This is a genomic window from Streptomyces albiflavescens, assembly GCF_014645835.1.
Lineage (GTDB): Bacteria > Actinomycetota > Actinomycetes > Streptomycetales > Streptomycetaceae > Streptomyces > Streptomyces albiflavescens.
In genome coordinates, this window is the sequence record NZ_BMMM01000020.1 from 143795 (window position 1) to 160639 (window position 16845).

General features: G+C 69.3%; 13 protein-coding genes and 1 pseudogene. 12 read left to right on the forward strand and 2 right to left on the reverse strand.

Going from position 1 to position 16845, the window contains the following annotated elements; genetic code table 11:
- Positions 1–23 precede the first annotated feature (23 nt).
- From IEY95_RS39860 to IEY95_RS39870, 4 genes are all read left to right on the forward strand, one after another.
- Positions 24–1352 carry an OFA family MFS transporter gene (locus IEY95_RS39860; RefSeq protein WP_189191123.1) on the forward strand — a complete coding sequence of 443 codons (1329 nt, stop codon included), beginning with the start codon at positions 24–26 and terminating at the stop codon, positions 1350–1352.
- Entirely contained in the window at positions 1324–1452 is a 129-nt protein-coding gene (locus IEY95_RS50275; RefSeq protein ID WP_268240543.1) for an MFS transporter small subunit, read from the forward strand. The genes IEY95_RS39860 and IEY95_RS50275 overlap by 29 nt, the downstream gene beginning before the upstream one ends.
- Before the next feature lie 159 nt (positions 1453–1611).
- Complete coding sequence (locus tag IEY95_RS39865) at positions 1612–2550, forward strand: beta-ketoacyl-ACP synthase III (RefSeq protein ID WP_189191124.1); 939 nt, start codon at positions 1612–1614, stop codon at positions 2548–2550.
- 168 nt (positions 2551–2718) lie between these two features.
- Positions 2719–3396 (forward strand): GntR family transcriptional regulator, encoded by a 678-nt coding sequence (locus IEY95_RS39870; protein ID WP_189191125.1) that lies wholly within the window; start codon positions 2719–2721, stop codon positions 3394–3396.
- 56 nt (positions 3397–3452) lie between these two features.
- Here IEY95_RS39870 and IEY95_RS39875 read toward each other — a convergent pair.
- Positions 3453–4676: pseudogene (locus IEY95_RS39875) on the reverse strand (RNA-guided endonuclease InsQ/TnpB family protein).
- A 25-nt stretch (positions 4677–4701) separates the two neighbouring features.
- Here IEY95_RS39875 and tnpA point away from each other — a divergent pair.
- The gene (gene tnpA, locus IEY95_RS39880) at positions 4702–5118 is read left to right on the forward strand and encodes an IS200/IS605 family transposase (RefSeq protein ID WP_189191126.1); all 417 of its coding nucleotides are present in this window, start codon (positions 4702–4704) and stop codon (positions 5116–5118) included.
- 163 nt (positions 5119–5281) lie between these two features.
- Here the strand turns inward: tnpA and IEY95_RS39885 are convergent, their stop codons facing one another.
- Positions 5282–6619: a low temperature requirement protein A gene (locus IEY95_RS39885; protein ID WP_189191127.1), complete on the reverse strand. Its 1338-nt coding sequence runs from the start codon at positions 6617–6619 to the stop codon at positions 5282–5284.
- Between the two features lie 228 nt (positions 6620–6847).
- On the opposite strand from IEY95_RS39885, the gene IEY95_RS39890 reads away from it, so the two are divergent.
- The 7 genes from IEY95_RS39890 to IEY95_RS39920 all read left to right on the forward strand — a co-directional run bounded on the left by IEY95_RS39890 (position 6848) and on the right by IEY95_RS39920 (position 16839).
- A complete protein-coding gene (locus IEY95_RS39890; RefSeq protein ID WP_189191155.1) occupies positions 6848–8029 on the forward strand; it encodes an ROK family transcriptional regulator in 1182 nt (393 codons plus the stop codon).
- A gap of 151 nt (positions 8030–8180) precedes the next feature.
- A complete protein-coding gene (locus tag IEY95_RS39895; protein ID WP_189191128.1) occupies positions 8181–9740 on the forward strand; it encodes a sugar ABC transporter ATP-binding protein in 1560 nt (519 codons plus the stop codon).
- A complete protein-coding gene (locus IEY95_RS39900) occupies positions 9737–10756 on the forward strand; it encodes an ABC transporter permease (RefSeq protein WP_189191129.1) in 1020 nt (339 codons plus the stop codon). Before IEY95_RS39895 ends, IEY95_RS39900 begins: the two co-directional genes overlap by 4 nt.
- A 20-nt stretch (positions 10757–10776) precedes the next feature.
- Positions 10777–11826 (forward strand): substrate-binding domain-containing protein, encoded by a 1050-nt coding sequence (locus IEY95_RS39905; RefSeq protein ID WP_189191130.1) that lies wholly within the window; start codon positions 10777–10779, stop codon positions 11824–11826.
- Between the two features lie 109 nt (positions 11827–11935).
- Positions 11936–13231 carry a Gfo/Idh/MocA family protein gene (locus IEY95_RS39910; RefSeq protein WP_189191131.1) on the forward strand — a complete coding sequence of 432 codons (1296 nt, stop codon included), beginning with the start codon at positions 11936–11938 and terminating at the stop codon, positions 13229–13231.
- Between the two features lie 13 nt (positions 13232–13244).
- The gene (locus IEY95_RS39915) at positions 13245–14249 is read left to right on the forward strand and encodes a sugar phosphate isomerase/epimerase family protein (protein WP_189191132.1); all 1005 of its coding nucleotides are present in this window, start codon (positions 13245–13247) and stop codon (positions 14247–14249) included.
- Positions 14250–14343: 94 nt separating this feature from the next.
- Positions 14344–16839 (forward strand): PQQ-dependent sugar dehydrogenase, encoded by a 2496-nt coding sequence (locus IEY95_RS39920; RefSeq protein WP_189191133.1) that lies wholly within the window; start codon positions 14344–14346, stop codon positions 16837–16839.
- Positions 16840–16845: the final 6 nt, after the last annotated feature.

Below are 16845 nucleotides of genomic sequence, written 5' to 3' on the forward strand. Positions count from 1 at the left end.
ACCGCTTCCTATCGTCCGGGATCATGAGTCCCCCTGTCGCACCGCCCGGCTGGAGCCGCTGGCTCGTCCCGCCGGCCGCTCTGTCGGTCCATCTCTCCATCGGCCAGGCCTACGCCTGGAGTGTCTTCAAGCCGCCGCTCGAATCCGCGCTCGGCCTCAGCGGAACCCAGAGCGCGCTGCCCTTCCAGCTCGGCATCGTCATGCTCGGTCTGTCGGCCGCGTTCGGCGGCACGCTCGTCGAGCGCAACGGACCGCGCTGGGCGATGACCGTCGCCCTCGTCTGCTTCTCCTCCGGCTTCCTGATCGCCTCCCTCGGCGCCGCCACCGAGCAGTACTGGCTGATCGTCTTCGGCTACGGCTTCGTCGGCGGAATCGGCCTCGGCATCGGCTACATCTCGCCCGTCTCCACCCTGATCAAGTGGTTCCCGGACCGGCCCGGCATGGCCACCGGCATCGCGATCATGGGGTTCGGCGGCGGCGCGCTGATCGCCTCGCCCTGGTCCACGCAGATGCTGAAGTCGTTCGGTTCCGACTCCTCCGGCATCGCGCTCGCCTTCCTCGTGCACGGGCTGACGTACGCCGTCTTCATGTCGCTCGGCGTGCTGCTGGTGCGGGTGCCGCGTGGCGAGAAGCCGGTCGCGTCCGCGCCGAGCGCACTCGACGGTGTGCAGGTCTCCGCCCGGAACGCCGTGCGCACCCCGCAGTTCTGGTGCCTGTGGGTCGTGCTCTGCATGAACGTGACCGCGGGCATCGGCATCCTGGAGAAGGCCGCGCCGATGATCACGGACTTCTTCGCCGGCACGTCCACGCCGGTGTCCGTCTCCGCGGCCGCCGGTTTCGTCGCGCTGCTGTCGGCGGCCAACATGGCCGGTCGTATCGGCTGGTCGTCGACGTCCGACCTGATCGGGCGCAAGAACATCTACCGGGTCTATCTCGGGGTGGGCGCGCTGATGTACGCGCTCATCGCCTGGTTCGGCGACTCCTCGAAGCCGCTGTTCATCATCTGTGCGCTGGTGATCCTCTCGTTCTACGGCGGCGGCTTCGCCACGATTCCCGCGTATCTGAAGGATCTCTTCGGCAGTTACCAGGTCGGTGCGATCCACGGCCGACTGCTCACCGCCTGGTCCACGGCGGGCGTCCTCGGTCCGCTGATCGTCAACTGGATCGCCGACCACCAGGAAGCGGCGGGCAAGCACGGCTCGTCCCTCTACGGCCTCTCCTTCCTGATCATGATCGGCCTGCTCGCGGTCGGCTTCGTCGCCAACGAGCTGGTACGACCCGTCCATGTCCGGCACCACATTCCCGCACCGAGGGAGGCCGTCGATGTCCAGCGAGAGCAGTCCGCCCCGTAGGCGGGGTCTGATCGCGTTCGCCTGGCTGTGGGTGGGCGCGCCCCTGTGCTACGGCCTGTACGAACTGGTACTGAAGGCCAAGCAGCTGTTCACGGGGTGAGGCCCGGGCATGTGTGCTGGAGGTGTTCGGGCGTCCAATGGTCTGACAGAAGCCGACAAGCCTGGCGTCCCATTCCTGTGGCATCACCTGCCGTCGTACCCGTGAGTCACTGATCAGACTGGTGGATCCCGCTACCCAAGGCAACAAGGGGGACCACTCATGAACGGCTCACGGATCGCCGCCGTCGGCCATTACCAGCCCGCCAAGGTACTCACCAACGAGGACCTGGCGGGCCTGGTCGACACCAGCGACGAGTGGATCAGGAGCCGGGTGGGCATCCGCACGCGCCATATCGCCGGGCCCGACGAGCCGGTCGACGAGCTGGCCGCGCACGCCGCCGCCAAGGCGCTCGCGGCGGCGGGCCTGACCCCGGGCGACATCGACCTCGTTCTGGTCGCCACCTCCACGGCCGTCGACCGCTCCCCGAACATGGCCGCCCGGGTCGCCGCCCGCCTCGGCGTCCCGTCTCCGGCCGCCATGGACGTCAACGTCGTCTGCGCGGGTTTCACGCACGCGCTGGCCACCGCGGACCACGCCGTGCGGGCCGGTGCCGCGACCCGGGCGCTGGTCATCGGCGCGGACAAGATGTCCGACGTGACGGACTGGAGCGACCGCACGACCTGTGTGCTCGTCGGCGACGGGGCAGGGGCCGCGGTGGTCGAAGCCTCCGGCGAGCAGGGGATCGGGCCCGTGCTGTGGGGCTCGGTGCCCGAGATGGGGCACGCCGTGCGGATCGAGGGCACGCCCGCGCGGTTCGCCCAGGAGGGGCAGAGTGTCTACCGCTGGGCCACCACCCAGCTCCCGCCCATCGCCCGCAAGGCCTGCGAGCGCGCCGGACTTGCCCCCGAGGACCTCGCCGCGGTCGTCCTGCATCAGGCGAACCTGCGCATCATCGAGCCCCTCGCCGTGAAGATCGGCGCGGTCAACGCGATCGTCGCACGGGACGTCACCGACTCCGGGAACACGTCCGCCGCGAGTATCCCGCTCGCCCTCTCCAAGCTCGTGGAGCGCGGGGAGATCTCCACGGGCGACCCTGTCCTGCTCTTCGGCTTCGGCGGGAATCTGTCGTACGCGGGACAGGTCGTCCGCTGTCCGTGAGCTGTGCGTACGCCCGCTATTACGCATCCCGTTCGACCCCTCGTACGTCTAGTGCGACGAGCCCAACTCCTGTGTCTCCTGGCGTTTGTGCGCCGTAGACTGTAGGCGAAAGACAATTCATAATTGGCTTTCATACTGCAGCGACGGCGCTGCCCAGGAGGGACCGCCATGTTGTCGACGACAGGACTGCCGCAGGGTGCCGTGCCCAAGCTCGAGCGGCCCGGCCCGCTGCGCGACCGTGTCTACGAAGCGCTGCTCGAACTCATCACCACCCGCGCCCTCCAACCGGGCCAGCACCTCGTCGAGAGCGAACTCGCCGGGCACCTGGGGGTGTCCCGGCAGCCCGTGCGCGAGGCTCTGCAGCGTCTCAGCACCGAGGGCTGGGTCGATCTGCGGCCCGCCCAGGGCGCGTTCGTGCACGAACCGACCGAGGAGGAGGCGGACCAGCTCCTCACGGTCCGTACGCTCCTGGAGGCCGAGGCCGCCCGGCTCGCCGCCACCCATGCGGGTACCGAGGCCATCACCGCGCTCGAGGAGCTCTGCGAGGAGGGCGAGCGTGCGGTGGCCGCCGACGACGTGGACGGCGCGGTCGCGATGAACGCCCGGCTGCACGCCAAGGTCATGGAGCTCGCGGGCAACAAGGTCCTCGCCGAGCTGGCCGCACAGGTCGACCGACGGGTCCGCTGGTACTACACACCGGTCGCCCGGCAGCGCGGCCACCAGTCCTGGATCGAGCACCGTGAGCTGATCGCGGCGATCGCGGACCGTGACGAACAGCGCGCCACGGCGGTCATGCGCGCCCACACGGAACACACGCGGAAGATGTACCACGAGCGCGAGAATTGACTTGCTCCTCGGGCTGAAGCCCGAGGATTCTGGCCTTCTCGTCCGTTGCTGTGCCGCTACGCGGCACGGGGTTCGGGGGAGAATCCGTGGCTTCCTGCTTCGTCGCGCTGTGCCAGGACGGGTCCTGGTCTTACCTGCGCTCGACAGGCTGCGACCGCCGGTCCGGCGGCCGTTTTCACGTTCTTCGCGGCATTGTGGTCCCGGTCATGGACCGTGCCGCACGCGGGGCAGGTCCACTGCCTGATGTGGAGGGGTTTGGGGCCGTCCTTGACGCCGCAGGCCGAACAGGTCTGGGAGGTCGGCTCGAACCTGCCGATCTTCACCAGGGTGCGCCCGTACCTGACCGCCTTGTACTCCAGCATGGCCATGAACTGTGCCCAGCCCGCGTCATGCACGCTCTTGGCCAGCCTGGTGCGCGCCAGTGCCTTGACCGCCAGGTCCTCCACAGCGATCGCTTGGTTCTCGCGGATCAGCTTCGTGGAGAGCTGGTGGTGGAACTCGTGGCGCGCATCGGTCACTTGTGCGTGGGCACGGGCGACCTTCAAGCGGGCTTTCTCGCGGTTCTTCGACCCCTTCTGCTTACGGGACAGGTCCCGCTGGGCCTTCTTCAGCTTCTTCTCCGCGCGGCGCAGGAACCGTGGGGAGTCGATCACGCGGCCGTCCGAGAGGACCGCGAAATGTGTCAGGCCCAGGTCGATGCCGACGATCTGGTCGCTGTCGGGCATCGCGGTGGCGTCGGCGGCCGGGTCGGTGTCGATGACGAAGGACGCGAAGTATCGTCCGGCCGCGTCTTTGATCACGGTGACGGAGGAGGGGGGAGTGGGCAGGGTCCTCGACCACTTCACCTTCACCGCACCGATCTTCGGCAGGTTCAGCTGCCCGCTACTGGTGATCGACCAGCGGGCATTGGCCGTGAACCGGATCGACTGCCGGTTGTCCTTGCGGGACTTGAACCGGGGTGTACCCACCCGCGTGCCCTTACGGGCGCCCTTGAGGGAGGCGAAGAAGTTGCGCTAGGCGGCCTCGGCGTCACGCAGAGCCTGCTGGAGCACCACGACGGAGACCTCTGCCAGCCAGCACCGCTCCACGGTCTGCTTGGCCCGGGTGATCAGCTTCTTGGACAGCTCACCGGCCGTCGGGAACGCTGCGCCCGCCTTCCGGGCGTCCTCACGGGCGCGCACCGCGTCGTTGAACACGACGCGGGCGCACCCGAACGCCTGGGCCAGCGCAGTGCGCTGGGCGATGTTTGGGTACAGGCGGAAGCTGTACCGAAGCTGCATGACGGCCACGCTACATACGTGGGTTATGGGTGAGATGCAGAAGATCAGAACTGGTCGGCACTGTGTTTTTGTGATGCATGTGCACTTGGTCTTCGTGGCCAAGTTCCGGCACAAGGTGTTCACGGATGCTCATCTGACGCGCATGGAGGAGATCATGCGGTCGGTGTGCGGGGACTTCGAGTGCGAACTGGTGGAGTTCAACGGCGTGAGCAACCACGTCCACCTCCTGGTGAACTTCCCGCCCAAGGTCACCGTCACCAAGCTGGTCAACTCCCTCAAGGGTGTCTCCTCCCGCCGTCTGCGCCAGGAGTTCCCCGACCTGGTGCGGCACTACTGGCGGGCCAACAAGCGCTGGTCCGGGTCCTACTTCGCCGGAACCGTCGGCGGCGCCCCGCTCTCCGTGGTCAAGCAGTACATCGAGCAACAGAACCGGCCCGTGTGAGCATCACCCGGCTCCGCCGGGAAGGCCATCGCGGCGCTCCGCGCCATGGGTGGAGAACACGCGACGTCCGGCTCCGCCGACCAGGAATCCGCGACGCCACGACAAGATTCGCTTCACCATCGGGCTGAAGCCCGATGCACTGCGAATGAATCCCGGTAGCGGATCAGACGACGGCCGCCGGGGAATCGGGGCCCTCCGGAGTCTCCGCGCCGGCCCGGCACGGAGACCATCGCGCCTCCGCCCCCAGCATCGCCACCAACACGCCCACCAGCGCGAGGAGTTCGGCGACCGCCGACAGACGGACGCCGAGCAGCGCGGTGGCCAGGGCGACGGGCACCGCGGCCGCGCGGAAGCTCACCGGGAACAGCCGCAGCACGGCGCGGAACGCCACGTCGCCGGCGAGAAAGAGGGCCACCCCGCCGGCGAGCGCGAGGGCCGGGCCGGTGTGCAGGTGCTCGGTGAGATGCCCGAGGGTCTTCTTCACGCCCGCCGCGAGATAGGCGATGCCGAGCAGCATGGGCAGGAAGGCGTAGTAGTACGCGTTCATCGCCAGGCGCCAGCGCCGGTCCGGCGGGGTCGCCGAGAACACGACCTCCGCACCGTGCTCGTCGCGCACGAAGTACGTCCACCACAGCGCGATCGCCAGCGCGAGAGCGAGGAAGGCCCCGCCGAACAGGCCCACCGTCAGCGGCAGATCACCGACGCCGATGCCGATCGCGATGACCGACTCACCGAACGCGACAATCAGCAGCAGCCCGTGTCGCTCCACGAAATGCGCCGGGTCGAGACCGCCCAACTGAGCGCGCAGAAAGGCGGCTTCACGGCCGTCCCGGCGCCGCGGACCGTGCTCCGCCAGGAACGGCGTCACGAACTGCAGCATCAGCGCGAGCAGCCACAGTCCGTCGGCGGCGAGTCCGTCGAACAGGCCCGCCGCCGTGACCGACAGCGCGGCCAGCGAGTTCGGCACCGCGTACCAGATGACATCGCGGCCGTGGCTACGGGTGTAGAGCGCGCTGTGCACGAGCACGACGGCCAGGAAGCCGAGGCCGAAGACGACTCCGCCGTCGTCGAAGGCGCGCGGGATGGCGAGGGCGCATACCAGGAACGCGCCCATGCCCAGCATCAGGAGGATCCGCCGCGAAGGCCGGTCGGGCGGCACCTGGTTGGTGAGATACGCGTATGCGCCGTACATCCAGAACAGCACCACGAAGATCAGCGCGACGCGTGCCGCCGTCGCGAAGGACAGATCGGCGGTGAGCAACACGGTGAGCTGGGTGAGCGTGAAGACGAAGACCAGGTCGAAGAAGAGCTCCAGGGTGCTGACTCGGCGCCCGGCCTCGTCCACGGTCGTACGTCCTGCCTCTTCCCGGGCTGTGCGTCCCGTCTCTTCCAGGGCTGTGAGCCCTGCCTCTTCCAGGGGCGTGCGCCCGGCCTCGTCCACGGTCGTGCGTCCCGCCTGGTCCACGGCCGCGTTGGCCCCCTCGTCCTCTGCCGTGCTCATGAGCTCCCCCCGAAACCGATCGCTGCGCAGATCGTATGTACGCGCCCTCCCTCGCGGTGCGCGGACCTCGCTTTGTCCTGTGAGTGGAGAAAGTTGACGGCAATTCATGCGCCACTTCTTCCCACTCCCGGCAGCCGCTGCTACGTTCCCCTCGAAAGCAAGACCGGTGAAGTGGCCGGAACTTGACGGACGCAGGCCGATTGAGGCGGGGAGGGGCTCGTGAGACGTATGACGGCACGACCCGCGAACGCGCACCAGGCGCGGCTGCTGCGCCTGTTGCGTGACGGCGGTCCCAACTCCCGGGCCCAGCTGGGCGATCAGATCGACCTCTCGCGGTCGAAGCTGGCCGTCGAGGTGGACCGGCTGTTGGAGACCGGGCTCGTGGTGGCCGACGGACTCGCCGCATCCCGTGGCGGCCGCCGCTCCCACAACATCCGGCTCGCACCGGCCCTGCGCTTCCTCGGCGTCGACATCGGCGCCACCTCGATCGACGTGGCCGTCACCAACGCGGAACTGGAAGTCCTGGGGCACATCAACCAGCCCATGGACGTACGCGAGGGACCGGTCGCCGTCTTCGAACAAGTCCTCGCCATGGCGGGCAAGTTGAGGGCTTCGGGGCTCGCGGAAGGGTTCGACGGCGCCGGAATCGGTGTACCGGGGCCCGTCCGCTTTCCCGAGGGCGTCCCGGTCGCCCCGCCGATCATGCCCGGCTGGGACGGTTTCCCGGTCCGTGAGGCACTCAGCCAGGAACTCGGCTGCCCGGTCATGGTCGACAACGACGTGAACCTGATGGCCATGGGGGAGCAGCACGCGGGCGTCGCACGCTCCGTGGGCGACTTCCTCTGCGTCAAGATCGGCACGGGCATCGGCTGCGGCATCGTCGTCGGCGGTGAGGTCCACCGCGGCACGACGGGCAGCGCCGGCGACATCGGGCACATCCAGGCCGTGCCCGACGGACGTCCGTGCGCCTGTGGCAACCGGGGCTGTCTGGAGGCCCACTTCAGCGGCGCCGCGCTGGCGCGCGACGCCATCGAGGCGGCCCAGCAGGGCCGCTCGGCGGAACTCGCCACGCGTCTGGAGACGAACGGTGCCCTGAGTGCCGTCGACGTCGCCGCCGCGGCCGCGGCGGGCGATGCCACCGCGCTCGACCTGATCCGTGAGGGCGGCAACCGTACGGGTCAGGTCATCGCCGGACTCGTGTCGTTCTTCAACCCCGGCCTGGTGGTGATCGGCGGCGGTGTCACCGGCCTCGGCCACACGCTGCTCGCCGCGATCCGCACCCAGGTCTACCGTCAGTCGCTGCCCCTGGCGACCGGCAACCTTCCCATCGTCCTCGGGGAGTTGGGCCCGACCGCCGGCGTGATCGGCGGAGCCCGGCTGATCAGCGATCACCTGTTCTCACCCGCGTAACCGCGTCAAGCGACCACCTGTTCTCACCCGCGTCACCACGTCACATGTAGATCACCGGCACAGCGCCCTGCTCTGCCACGCCCTGAACACGCTTGCTCGTGTAAGCGCCCTGCCCTGCAACCGGCCCGCACGCCCGCCAAGGGGAACCGTCATGGCACCAGAACCACCGCTGCTCACCATGTCCGGCATCACCAAGTCCTTCCCCGGAGTCCGGGCCCTCGACGGCGTCGACCTGGACGTCCAGGCCGGCGAAGTGCACTGCCTGCTCGGCCAGAACGGCGCCGGAAAGTCCACACTCATCAAGGTCCTGGCCGGCGCCCACCAGCCCGACGAGGGCACCATCGGCTGGCGCGGCGACCATGTCACGCTCAGGTCGCCGATCGCCGCCATGCGCCTCGGTATCGCCACCATCTACCAGGAGCTCGACCTGGTAGAGGGCCTGTCGGTCGCCGAGAACGTCCATCTCGGACACGAACCCACGGCAGCCGGTTTCGTCGTACGGGGGAAGGCGGCGCGATCGTCGACCGCCGCCCTGCTCAAGCGACTTGGGCATCCCGAGATCGACCCGGCACGGCTCGTCGGGGAGCTGTCCGCGGCCCAGCAGCAGATCGTGTCGATGGCCAGGGCGCTCTCCCACGACGTACGCCTGATCGTCATGGACGAGCCGTCCGCGGCCCTCGACCCCGACGAGGTCGACAATCTCTTCCGCATCGTGGGCGATCTGACCGCGGACGGTGTCGCCGTCGTCTACATCTCGCACCGCCTTGAGGAGATCCGCCGTATCGGCGACCGCGTCACCGTGCTGAAGGACGGGCGCGCGGTGGCGGGCGGACTGCCCGCGAAGTCCACGCCGACACGCGAGGTCGTGGCGCTGATGACGGGGCGCAATGTCGAGTACGTCTTTCCGGACCGGCCCCGGTCGCGGCCACCCGGTGAGCCGGTGCTCAGGGTCCAAGGCCTCGCTCGTGGGGGCGAGTTCGCCCCGCTCGACCTCGACCTGCGCCCCGGCGAGATCGTCGGTCTGGCCGGGCTCGTCGGCTCCGGGCGCTCCGAGATCCTGGAGACGATCTACGGGGCGCGGAAGCCGACGGCGGGTCGAGTCAGCGTGAACGGACGGACGTTGCGCCCCGGCAGCGTACGCGCCGCCGTCCGTGCCGGACTCGGGCTCGCTCCGGAGGAGCGCAAGGCACAGGCCCTGCTGATGCTGGAGTCCGTCACCCGCAATGTGTCGGTGTCCTCCATGTCCCGCTTCGCGCACGGGGGTTGGATCGACCGGCGCGCCGAACGCGGCGCGGCGCGGGCGGCGACCCGGGAGCTGTCCCTACGCCCCGACAACCCGTCGGTACCCATCCGGACGCTGTCCGGCGGCAACCAGCAGAAGGCCGTCCTGGCGCGCTGGCTGCTGCGCGGCTGCCGCGTCCTGTTGCTCGACGAACCCACCCGCGGCGTCGACGTCGGAGCCCGCGCCGAGCTGTACGCGGTCATCCGCAGGCTCGCCGACGAAGGCCTCGCCGTGCTGCTGGTCTCCAGCGAAGTGCCCGAGGTGCTGGGGCTCGCCGACCGCGTCCTGGTGCTCCGCGAGGGGCGCGTCGTCCATACGGCGCCCGCCCAGGAGCTCGACGAACACCGCGTACTCGACCTCGTCATGGAAGGAAGCCCCGTGGCCGGTGAAGGAAGCCCGGTGGCCAGTGAAGGGAGCCCGGCGTCGTGACGCAGCCCGTATCTCCGCCCAGGGATGACACCCCCGAGGTGTCACCGTTCAAGGAACACGCCCCGTGGCGGACGCTCGCGGCCCGTGCCGACGTCCGCACCCTCTCGCTCCTCGGTGTGCTCGCCGCCCTGATCGTCATCGGCGGCATCACCAAGCCCGACGAGTTCCTCGACACCCGCAACCTCCAACTCGTCCTCACCCAGGCCTCGGTGATCGGTGTCGTCACCGTCGGCATGACCTTCGTCATCACCTCCGGCGGCATCGACCTGTCGGTCGGCGCGATCGTCGCCCTCTCCTCGGTGTGGGCCACCACCGTCGCCACACAGGAGTACGGCTTCGCCGGCGTCCTGTTCACCGCGGTGCTCGTCGGCGTCGGCTGCGGTCTGGTCAACGGACTGCTCATCGCGTACGGCGGGATGGTCCCCTTCATCGCGACGCTCGCCATGCTCTCCTCGGCCCGCGGTCTGGCCCTCCAGATCACGGACGGCAAGACGCAGATCGTCACCATCGACGGGATCCTGAAACTCGGCGAGCGCGACGCGTACGTGCTCGGCATACCGCCGCTGGTGCTGGTCTTCGCCGTCGTCACGGTCATCGGCTGGCTGATCCTCAACCGCACCACCTTCGGGCGGCGCACGGTCGCCGTCGGCGGCAACGCGGAGGCGGCACGGCTCGCCGGCATCGATGTACGACGCCAGCGGCTGTATCTCTACCTGCTCTCCGGACTGTGCTGCGGCATCGCCGCCTTCCTGCTGATCATCCTGTCCGGCTCGGGCCAGAACACCAACGGCAACCTGTACGAACTCGACGCCATCGCGGCCGCGATCATCGGCGGCACCCTGCTCAGCGGGGGGCGCGGCACCATCACCGGCTCGGTGCTCGGTGTCCTGATCTTCACGACGATCACCAACATCTTCGCGCTGAACAACCTCCAGAGCGACGTCCAGCAGATCGCCAAGGGCGCGATCATCGTCGCCGCGGTCCTGGTCCAGCGGCGCACAGCAAGCACGACCTGACACGGGAAGGGTCCACCGCCATGCCAGAACCCACGAGCCTCACGAGCCGCAGAGGGCTGCTCTTCGGGACCGCCGCCGTCTCGGCCGGTGCCCTCCTCGTCGGCTGCACCAGCAATGACACCAAGGACGAGAAGACGGCCGCGAACAGCCAGCCGGCCGCCGACGACAAGCCCGGCAAGCACGTCACCATCGGCTTCGCCGGCCCGCAGGCCGACCACGGCTGGCTCAACGCCATCAACGACAACGCCAAGAGCCGGGCCAAGAAGTACTCGGACGTCACCCTGGAGATCACCGAGGGCTCCAACGACACGGCCGCACAGATCGGCCAGATCGAGACGCTGATCAACAAGAAGGTCGACGTCCTGGTCGTCCTGCCCGCCGACGGCGCGGCACTCACCCAGGTCGGGCTCAAGGCGATGCGAGCGGGCATCCCCGTGGTCAACCTCGACCGGATCTTCAACTCACCGCAGGCATACCGCTGTTGGATCGGCGGCGACAACTACGGCATGGGCCTCAGCGCCGGCCACTACATCGGCGAGAAGCTCAAGGACAAGAAGAACGCCCGGGTCATCGAACTCGCCGGGCTCGACAACCTGGAGCTCACCAAACAGCGCACCCAGGGCTTCGACGCGGCCCTGAAGAACTACCCGAACGTCAAGAAGGTCGCCCGGCAGGCCGCAGAGTTCACCGTCGAGTCCGGGCAGGCCAAGATGGCCCAGCTCCTGCAGGCCCAGCCGAAGTTCGACGCCCTGTGGAACCACGACGACGACCAGGGCGTGGGCGCGCTGCGCGCCATCAAGCAGGCCGGGCGTGACGACTTCCTGATGGTCGGCGGCGCCGGCGCCCTCTCCGCCTTCCAGGCCATCGACGCCGGCAACAGCGTCCTGAAGGCCACCGTCCTGTATCCACCGACCATGGCCGCGTCCGCGATCGACCTCGCCCGCGCGCTCGGCCAGGGCAAGGGCATCGGTGGCCTCGCCGAGTTCGAGATCCCGGCGTCGCTCACCCTCTACTCGGCCGTCGTCGACAAGGACAACGTCCAGCAGTACATGGCCACCGGCTTCAAGTGATGCGCCCTGCCCCAGGGGCCTGTCCGGTGGATCAGCTTCCGTCGGATCAGGTCCCACCGGGGTCAGGCTCCACCCCCCACCGCGCCACGACGACGAGGAGGACATCCGCATGGGACAGCCGCACCAGGGCGACGAGGCCGAGAAGCCGCCATTGGGCGTGGGCATGGTCGGTTACGCCTTCATGGGCGCCGCCCACTCACAGGGCTGGCGCACCGTGGGCCGCGTCTTCGACCTGCCGCGCCGCCTGGTCCTCGCCGCGGTCTGCGGCCGCGACGGACAGGCCGTGCGAGCGATGGCGGACCGGCACGGCTGGGCGGCGGCCGAGACCGACTGGCGCGCCCTGATCGCCCGCGACGACGTCGACCTCGTCGACATCTGCACCCCGGGCGACAGCCACGCCGAGATCGCCGTCGCCGCCCTGGCCGCGGGCAAGCACGTGCTGTGCGAGAAGCCCCTCGCCAATACGGTCGAGGAGGCTGCCGCGATGGCGGCGGCGGCAGAAGAGGCCTTCGCACGTGGTCAGTTGGCCATGGTCGGATTCAACTACCGGCGGGTACCCGCCACGTCGCTCGCCCGGCGGATGGTCGCCGAGGGGCGCCTGGGCACCCTGCGGCACGTACGGGTGACGTACCTTCAGGACTGGCTGGTGGACCCGCAGTTCCCGCTGACCTGGCGCCTGCGCAAGGAACTCGCGGGATCGGGCGCGCTCGGAGACCTCGGCGCGCACATCGTCGACCTCGCACAGTTTCTGGCGGGCGAGCCGCTCGTCGGGGTCTCGGCGCTCACCGAGACATTCGTACGGGAGCGGCCGCTGCCCGGCGGTGCGTCGAGCGGGCTGTCCGCCGTGTCGGAGACGGGGGGCTCGGGCGCCGGCTCCGGTTCCGGCTCCGGATCCGGCTCCGGTTCCGGATCCGCCTCTGGTTCCGGTTCCGCCTCCGGTTCCGGCCCTGGCTTCGGCGCCGTCACCGTCGACGACGCGGCGCTCTTCACCGCCCGCTTCGCCTCCGGCGCCCTCGCCTCTTTCGAGGCCTCCCGCTTCGCGACCGGGCGCAAGAACTCCCTGCGCATCGAACTGAACGGCGAGCGCGGCTCGTTGGCCTTCGACCTGGAACGGCTCAACGAGCTCTCGTACCACGACCACACCGAACCCGGCGCGCACGCGGGCTTCCGACGCATCCTCGTCACCGAGCCCGACCACCCCTATCTGGACGCCTGGTGGCCGCCGGGCCACGGCCTCGGCTATGAGCACACGTTCGTGCACCAGGCCCGCGACCTCGTGCACGCCATCGGATCGGGCCGCCCACCGGTGCCGTCCTTCGCCGACGGGCTGCAGGTGCAGCGCGTGCTGGCGGCCGTCGAGGAGAGCGCCGAGAAGAACTCCGTCTACACACCCATCGCGGTCTGAGGAGGCCTTGGGAATGCCGCGCAACTTCACGCTCTTCACCGGCCAGTGGGCCGATCTGCCCCTCGAAGAGGTCTGCCGCCTCGCCCGCGACTTCGGCTACGACGGACTCGAACTCGCCTGCTGGGGCGACCACTTCGAGGTCGACAAGGCTCTCGCGGACCCGGCGTACATCGACTCCAGGCACGCGCTCCTCGACAAGTACGGCCTCAAGTGCTGGGCGATCTCCAACCACCTGGTCGGCCAGGCCGTCTGCGACGCCATCATCGACGAGCGCCACCAGGCCATCCTGCCGGCCCGGATCTGGGGCGACGGCGAACCCGAGGGCGTACGGCAGCGGGCCGCCGCGGAGATCGCCGACACCGCCCGCGCGGCGGCGGCCTTCGGCGTCGACACCGTCATCGGCTTCACCGGCTCGGCGATCTGGCACCTGGTCGCGATGTTCCCGCCCGCGCCCGAGTCGATGATCGAGCGCGGCTACGAGGACTTCGCGACGCGCTGGAACCCGATCCTGGACGTCTTCGACGCGCAGGGCGTGCGGTTCGCGCACGAGGTCCACCCCAGCGAGATCGCGTACGACTACTGGACAACCCAGCGTGCTCTGAAGGCGGTTGACCACCGACCGGCCTTCGGCCTGAACTTCGACCCCTCGCACTTCGTCTGGCAGGACCTCGATCCGGTCGGCTTCCTCTACGACTTCCGTGACCGGATCTACCACGTCGACTGCAAGGAAGCCCGCAAGCGGCTCGACGGACGCAACGGCCGCCTCGGTTCGCACCTGCCCTGGGGCGACCCGCGCCGCGGCTGGGACTTCGTCTCCGCGGGCCACGGCGACGTCCCCTGGGAGGACGTCTTCCGCATGCTGCGCTCCATCGACTACACGGGCCCCATCTCGGTCGAGTGGGAGGACGCCGGCATGGACCGGCTCCAGGGCGCACCCGAGGCCCTGACCCGCCTCAAGGCATACGACTTCGAGCCGCCGTCGGCTTCGTTCGACGCGGCATTCGGCGGCAGCGACTAGGCCCCGTCGAAGAGTTCAACGCATTCCGGGGTGACGGCGCACCCCGGCGTATCGCACCCGCCCAGTACGACCAGCCCCTTCATGGAGGCATTTCGTGCACCCGAACGCCAGAAACAGGAAGAACACGAGCCACTCGAGACGTCCAAGACTCCGCGGGGCACTCGCCCTGCTGAGCGGCGCGCTGCTCGCGGCCGCTTCCCTCACCCTCACACCCTCGGCCGGCGCAGCCGTCGCCGACCCGGGTGACACCACGGCCGCCGCGGCCGAGGACTTCCAGCAAGTCACCCTCGCCAAGGGCGAGCCCGAGGTCGGCGAGCCCATGTCGCTCGCCGTGCTCCCGGACCGCTCGGTTCTGCACACCTCGCGCGACGGCGAACTCCGCCTCACCGATGCGGCGGGCAACACCAGGATCGCGGGCAAGCTCGATGTCTACTCGCACGACGAGGAAGGCCTGCAGGGCGTAGGCATCGACCCCGACTTCACCACCAACCGCTACATCTACCTCTACTACGCGCCGCCCCTGAACACCCCGGCGGGCGACGCCCCGGAGACCGGCACCGCCGCCGACTTCGCGCCCTTCGATGGCGTCAACCGCCTCTCGCGGTTCGTCCTCAAGGCCGACGGCACGCTCGACAACGCCAGCGAGAAGAAGATCCTCGACGTTCAGACGTCCCGCGGCATCTGCTGCCACGTCGGCGGCGACATCGACTTCGACGCGGCGGGGAACCTCTACCTCTCGACCGGGGACGACACCAACCCGTTCCAGTCGGACGGTTTCACCCCCATCGACGAGCGCGCCGACCGCAACCCGGCCTTCGACGCCCAGCGTTCGGCCGGCAACACCAACGACCTGCGCGGCAAGATCCTGCGCATCAAGGTGAATGCCGACGGCTCGTACTCCATACCCGACGGCAACCTCTTCCCGCCCGGCACGGACAAGACGCGCCCCGAGATCTACGCCATGGGCTTCCGCAACCCGTTCCGCTTCAGCGTCGACAAGGCGACGGGCATCGTCTACGTCGGTGACTACGGCCCGGACGCGGGCGCCGCCGACCCGGCGCGCGGCCCCGGCGGCCAGGTCGAGTTCGCCCGCGTGACCGGCGCCGGCAACTTCGGCTGGCCGTACTGCACGGGCAAGAATGACGCCTACGTGGACTACGACTTCGGCACGAAGGCCTCCGGCGCGAGCTTCGACTGCAACGCGCCCAAGAACAACTCGCCGCACAACACCGGTCTCACCGACCTGCCCCCGGCCCAGCCCGCCTGGATCCCGTACGACGGCGCGTCCGTCCCGGAGTTCGGCAGCGGCTCGGAGTCCCCGATGGGCGGCCCGGTCTACCACTACGACGCCTCCCTCGACTCGCCGGTGAAGTTCCCGCAGGCGTACGACGGGAACTTCTTCGCCGGAGAGTTCGGACGCCGCTGGATCAAGCGGATCGTCTCGGACGGCGACGGCACCGTGCAGTCCATCAACTCCGTCCCGTGGACGGGCACCCAGGTGATGGACATGGCGTTCGGACCCGACGGCGCGCTGTACGTCCTCGACTACGGCACCGCCTGGTTCGGCGGGGACGAGAACTCGGGCCTCTACCGCATCGAGAACGCCACCGACGGCCACTCACCCGTCGCCCAGGCCGCGGCCGACCGCACCTCGGGACAGGCCCCGCTCAAGGTCCGCTTCTCCTCCGCCGGTTCGACCGACGCCGACGGTGACGCCCTCACCTACAGCTGGGACTTCGGCGACGGCGGCAAGTCGACGGCGGCGAACCCGGCCTACAAGTACAAGAAGAACGGCACCTACACGGCGACCGTGACGGCCAAGGACGCGAGCGGGCGCACGGGCAGCGCGAGCGTGCAGGTCGTGGTCGGCAACACCGCGCCCACGGTGACGCTCGAACTTCCGCGGGACGGCCAGCTGTTCAGCTTCGGGGACACCGTGCCCTTCAAGGTGAAGGTGACCGACCCGGAGGACCCGACGATCGACTGCTCCAAGGTGAAGGTCAACTTCATCCTCGGCCACGACAGTCACGGCCACCTGCTGACCTCCGCCAACGGCTGCTCGGGCACCATCAACACCGGGGCGGGCAGCGGACATGACGAGGACGCGAACATCTTCGGAGTCTTCGACGCCGAGTACACCGACGGCGGTGGCGGCGGCCAGGCCGCGCTGACCAGCCACGACCAGCATGTCGCCCAGCCCCGGCACCGCCAGGCCGAGCACTACGGCAACGCCTCGGGCATCACCGTCCAGACGAAGGCGACCGCGCACGGCGGCAAGACGGTCGGCGACATCAACAACGGCGACTGGATCTCGTTCGAGCCGTACGTCCTGAGCAACGCCACGAAGATCACGGCACGCATCGCGTCCGCCGGATCGGGCGGCACGCTCGAGGTCCGCGCGGGCTCCACGACCGGCCGACTGCTGGGCACCGCGACCGTGCCGGTGACCGGCGGCTGGGAGACCTTCCAGGATGTGAGCGCGGATCTCTCGGATGCGCCCCGTGGGACCACCACGCTCTACCTCGTCTTCAAGGGGAGCGGTACCGGCGCGCTCTACGACGTGGACGACTTCACCTTCACGACGAGCTGACGGGAG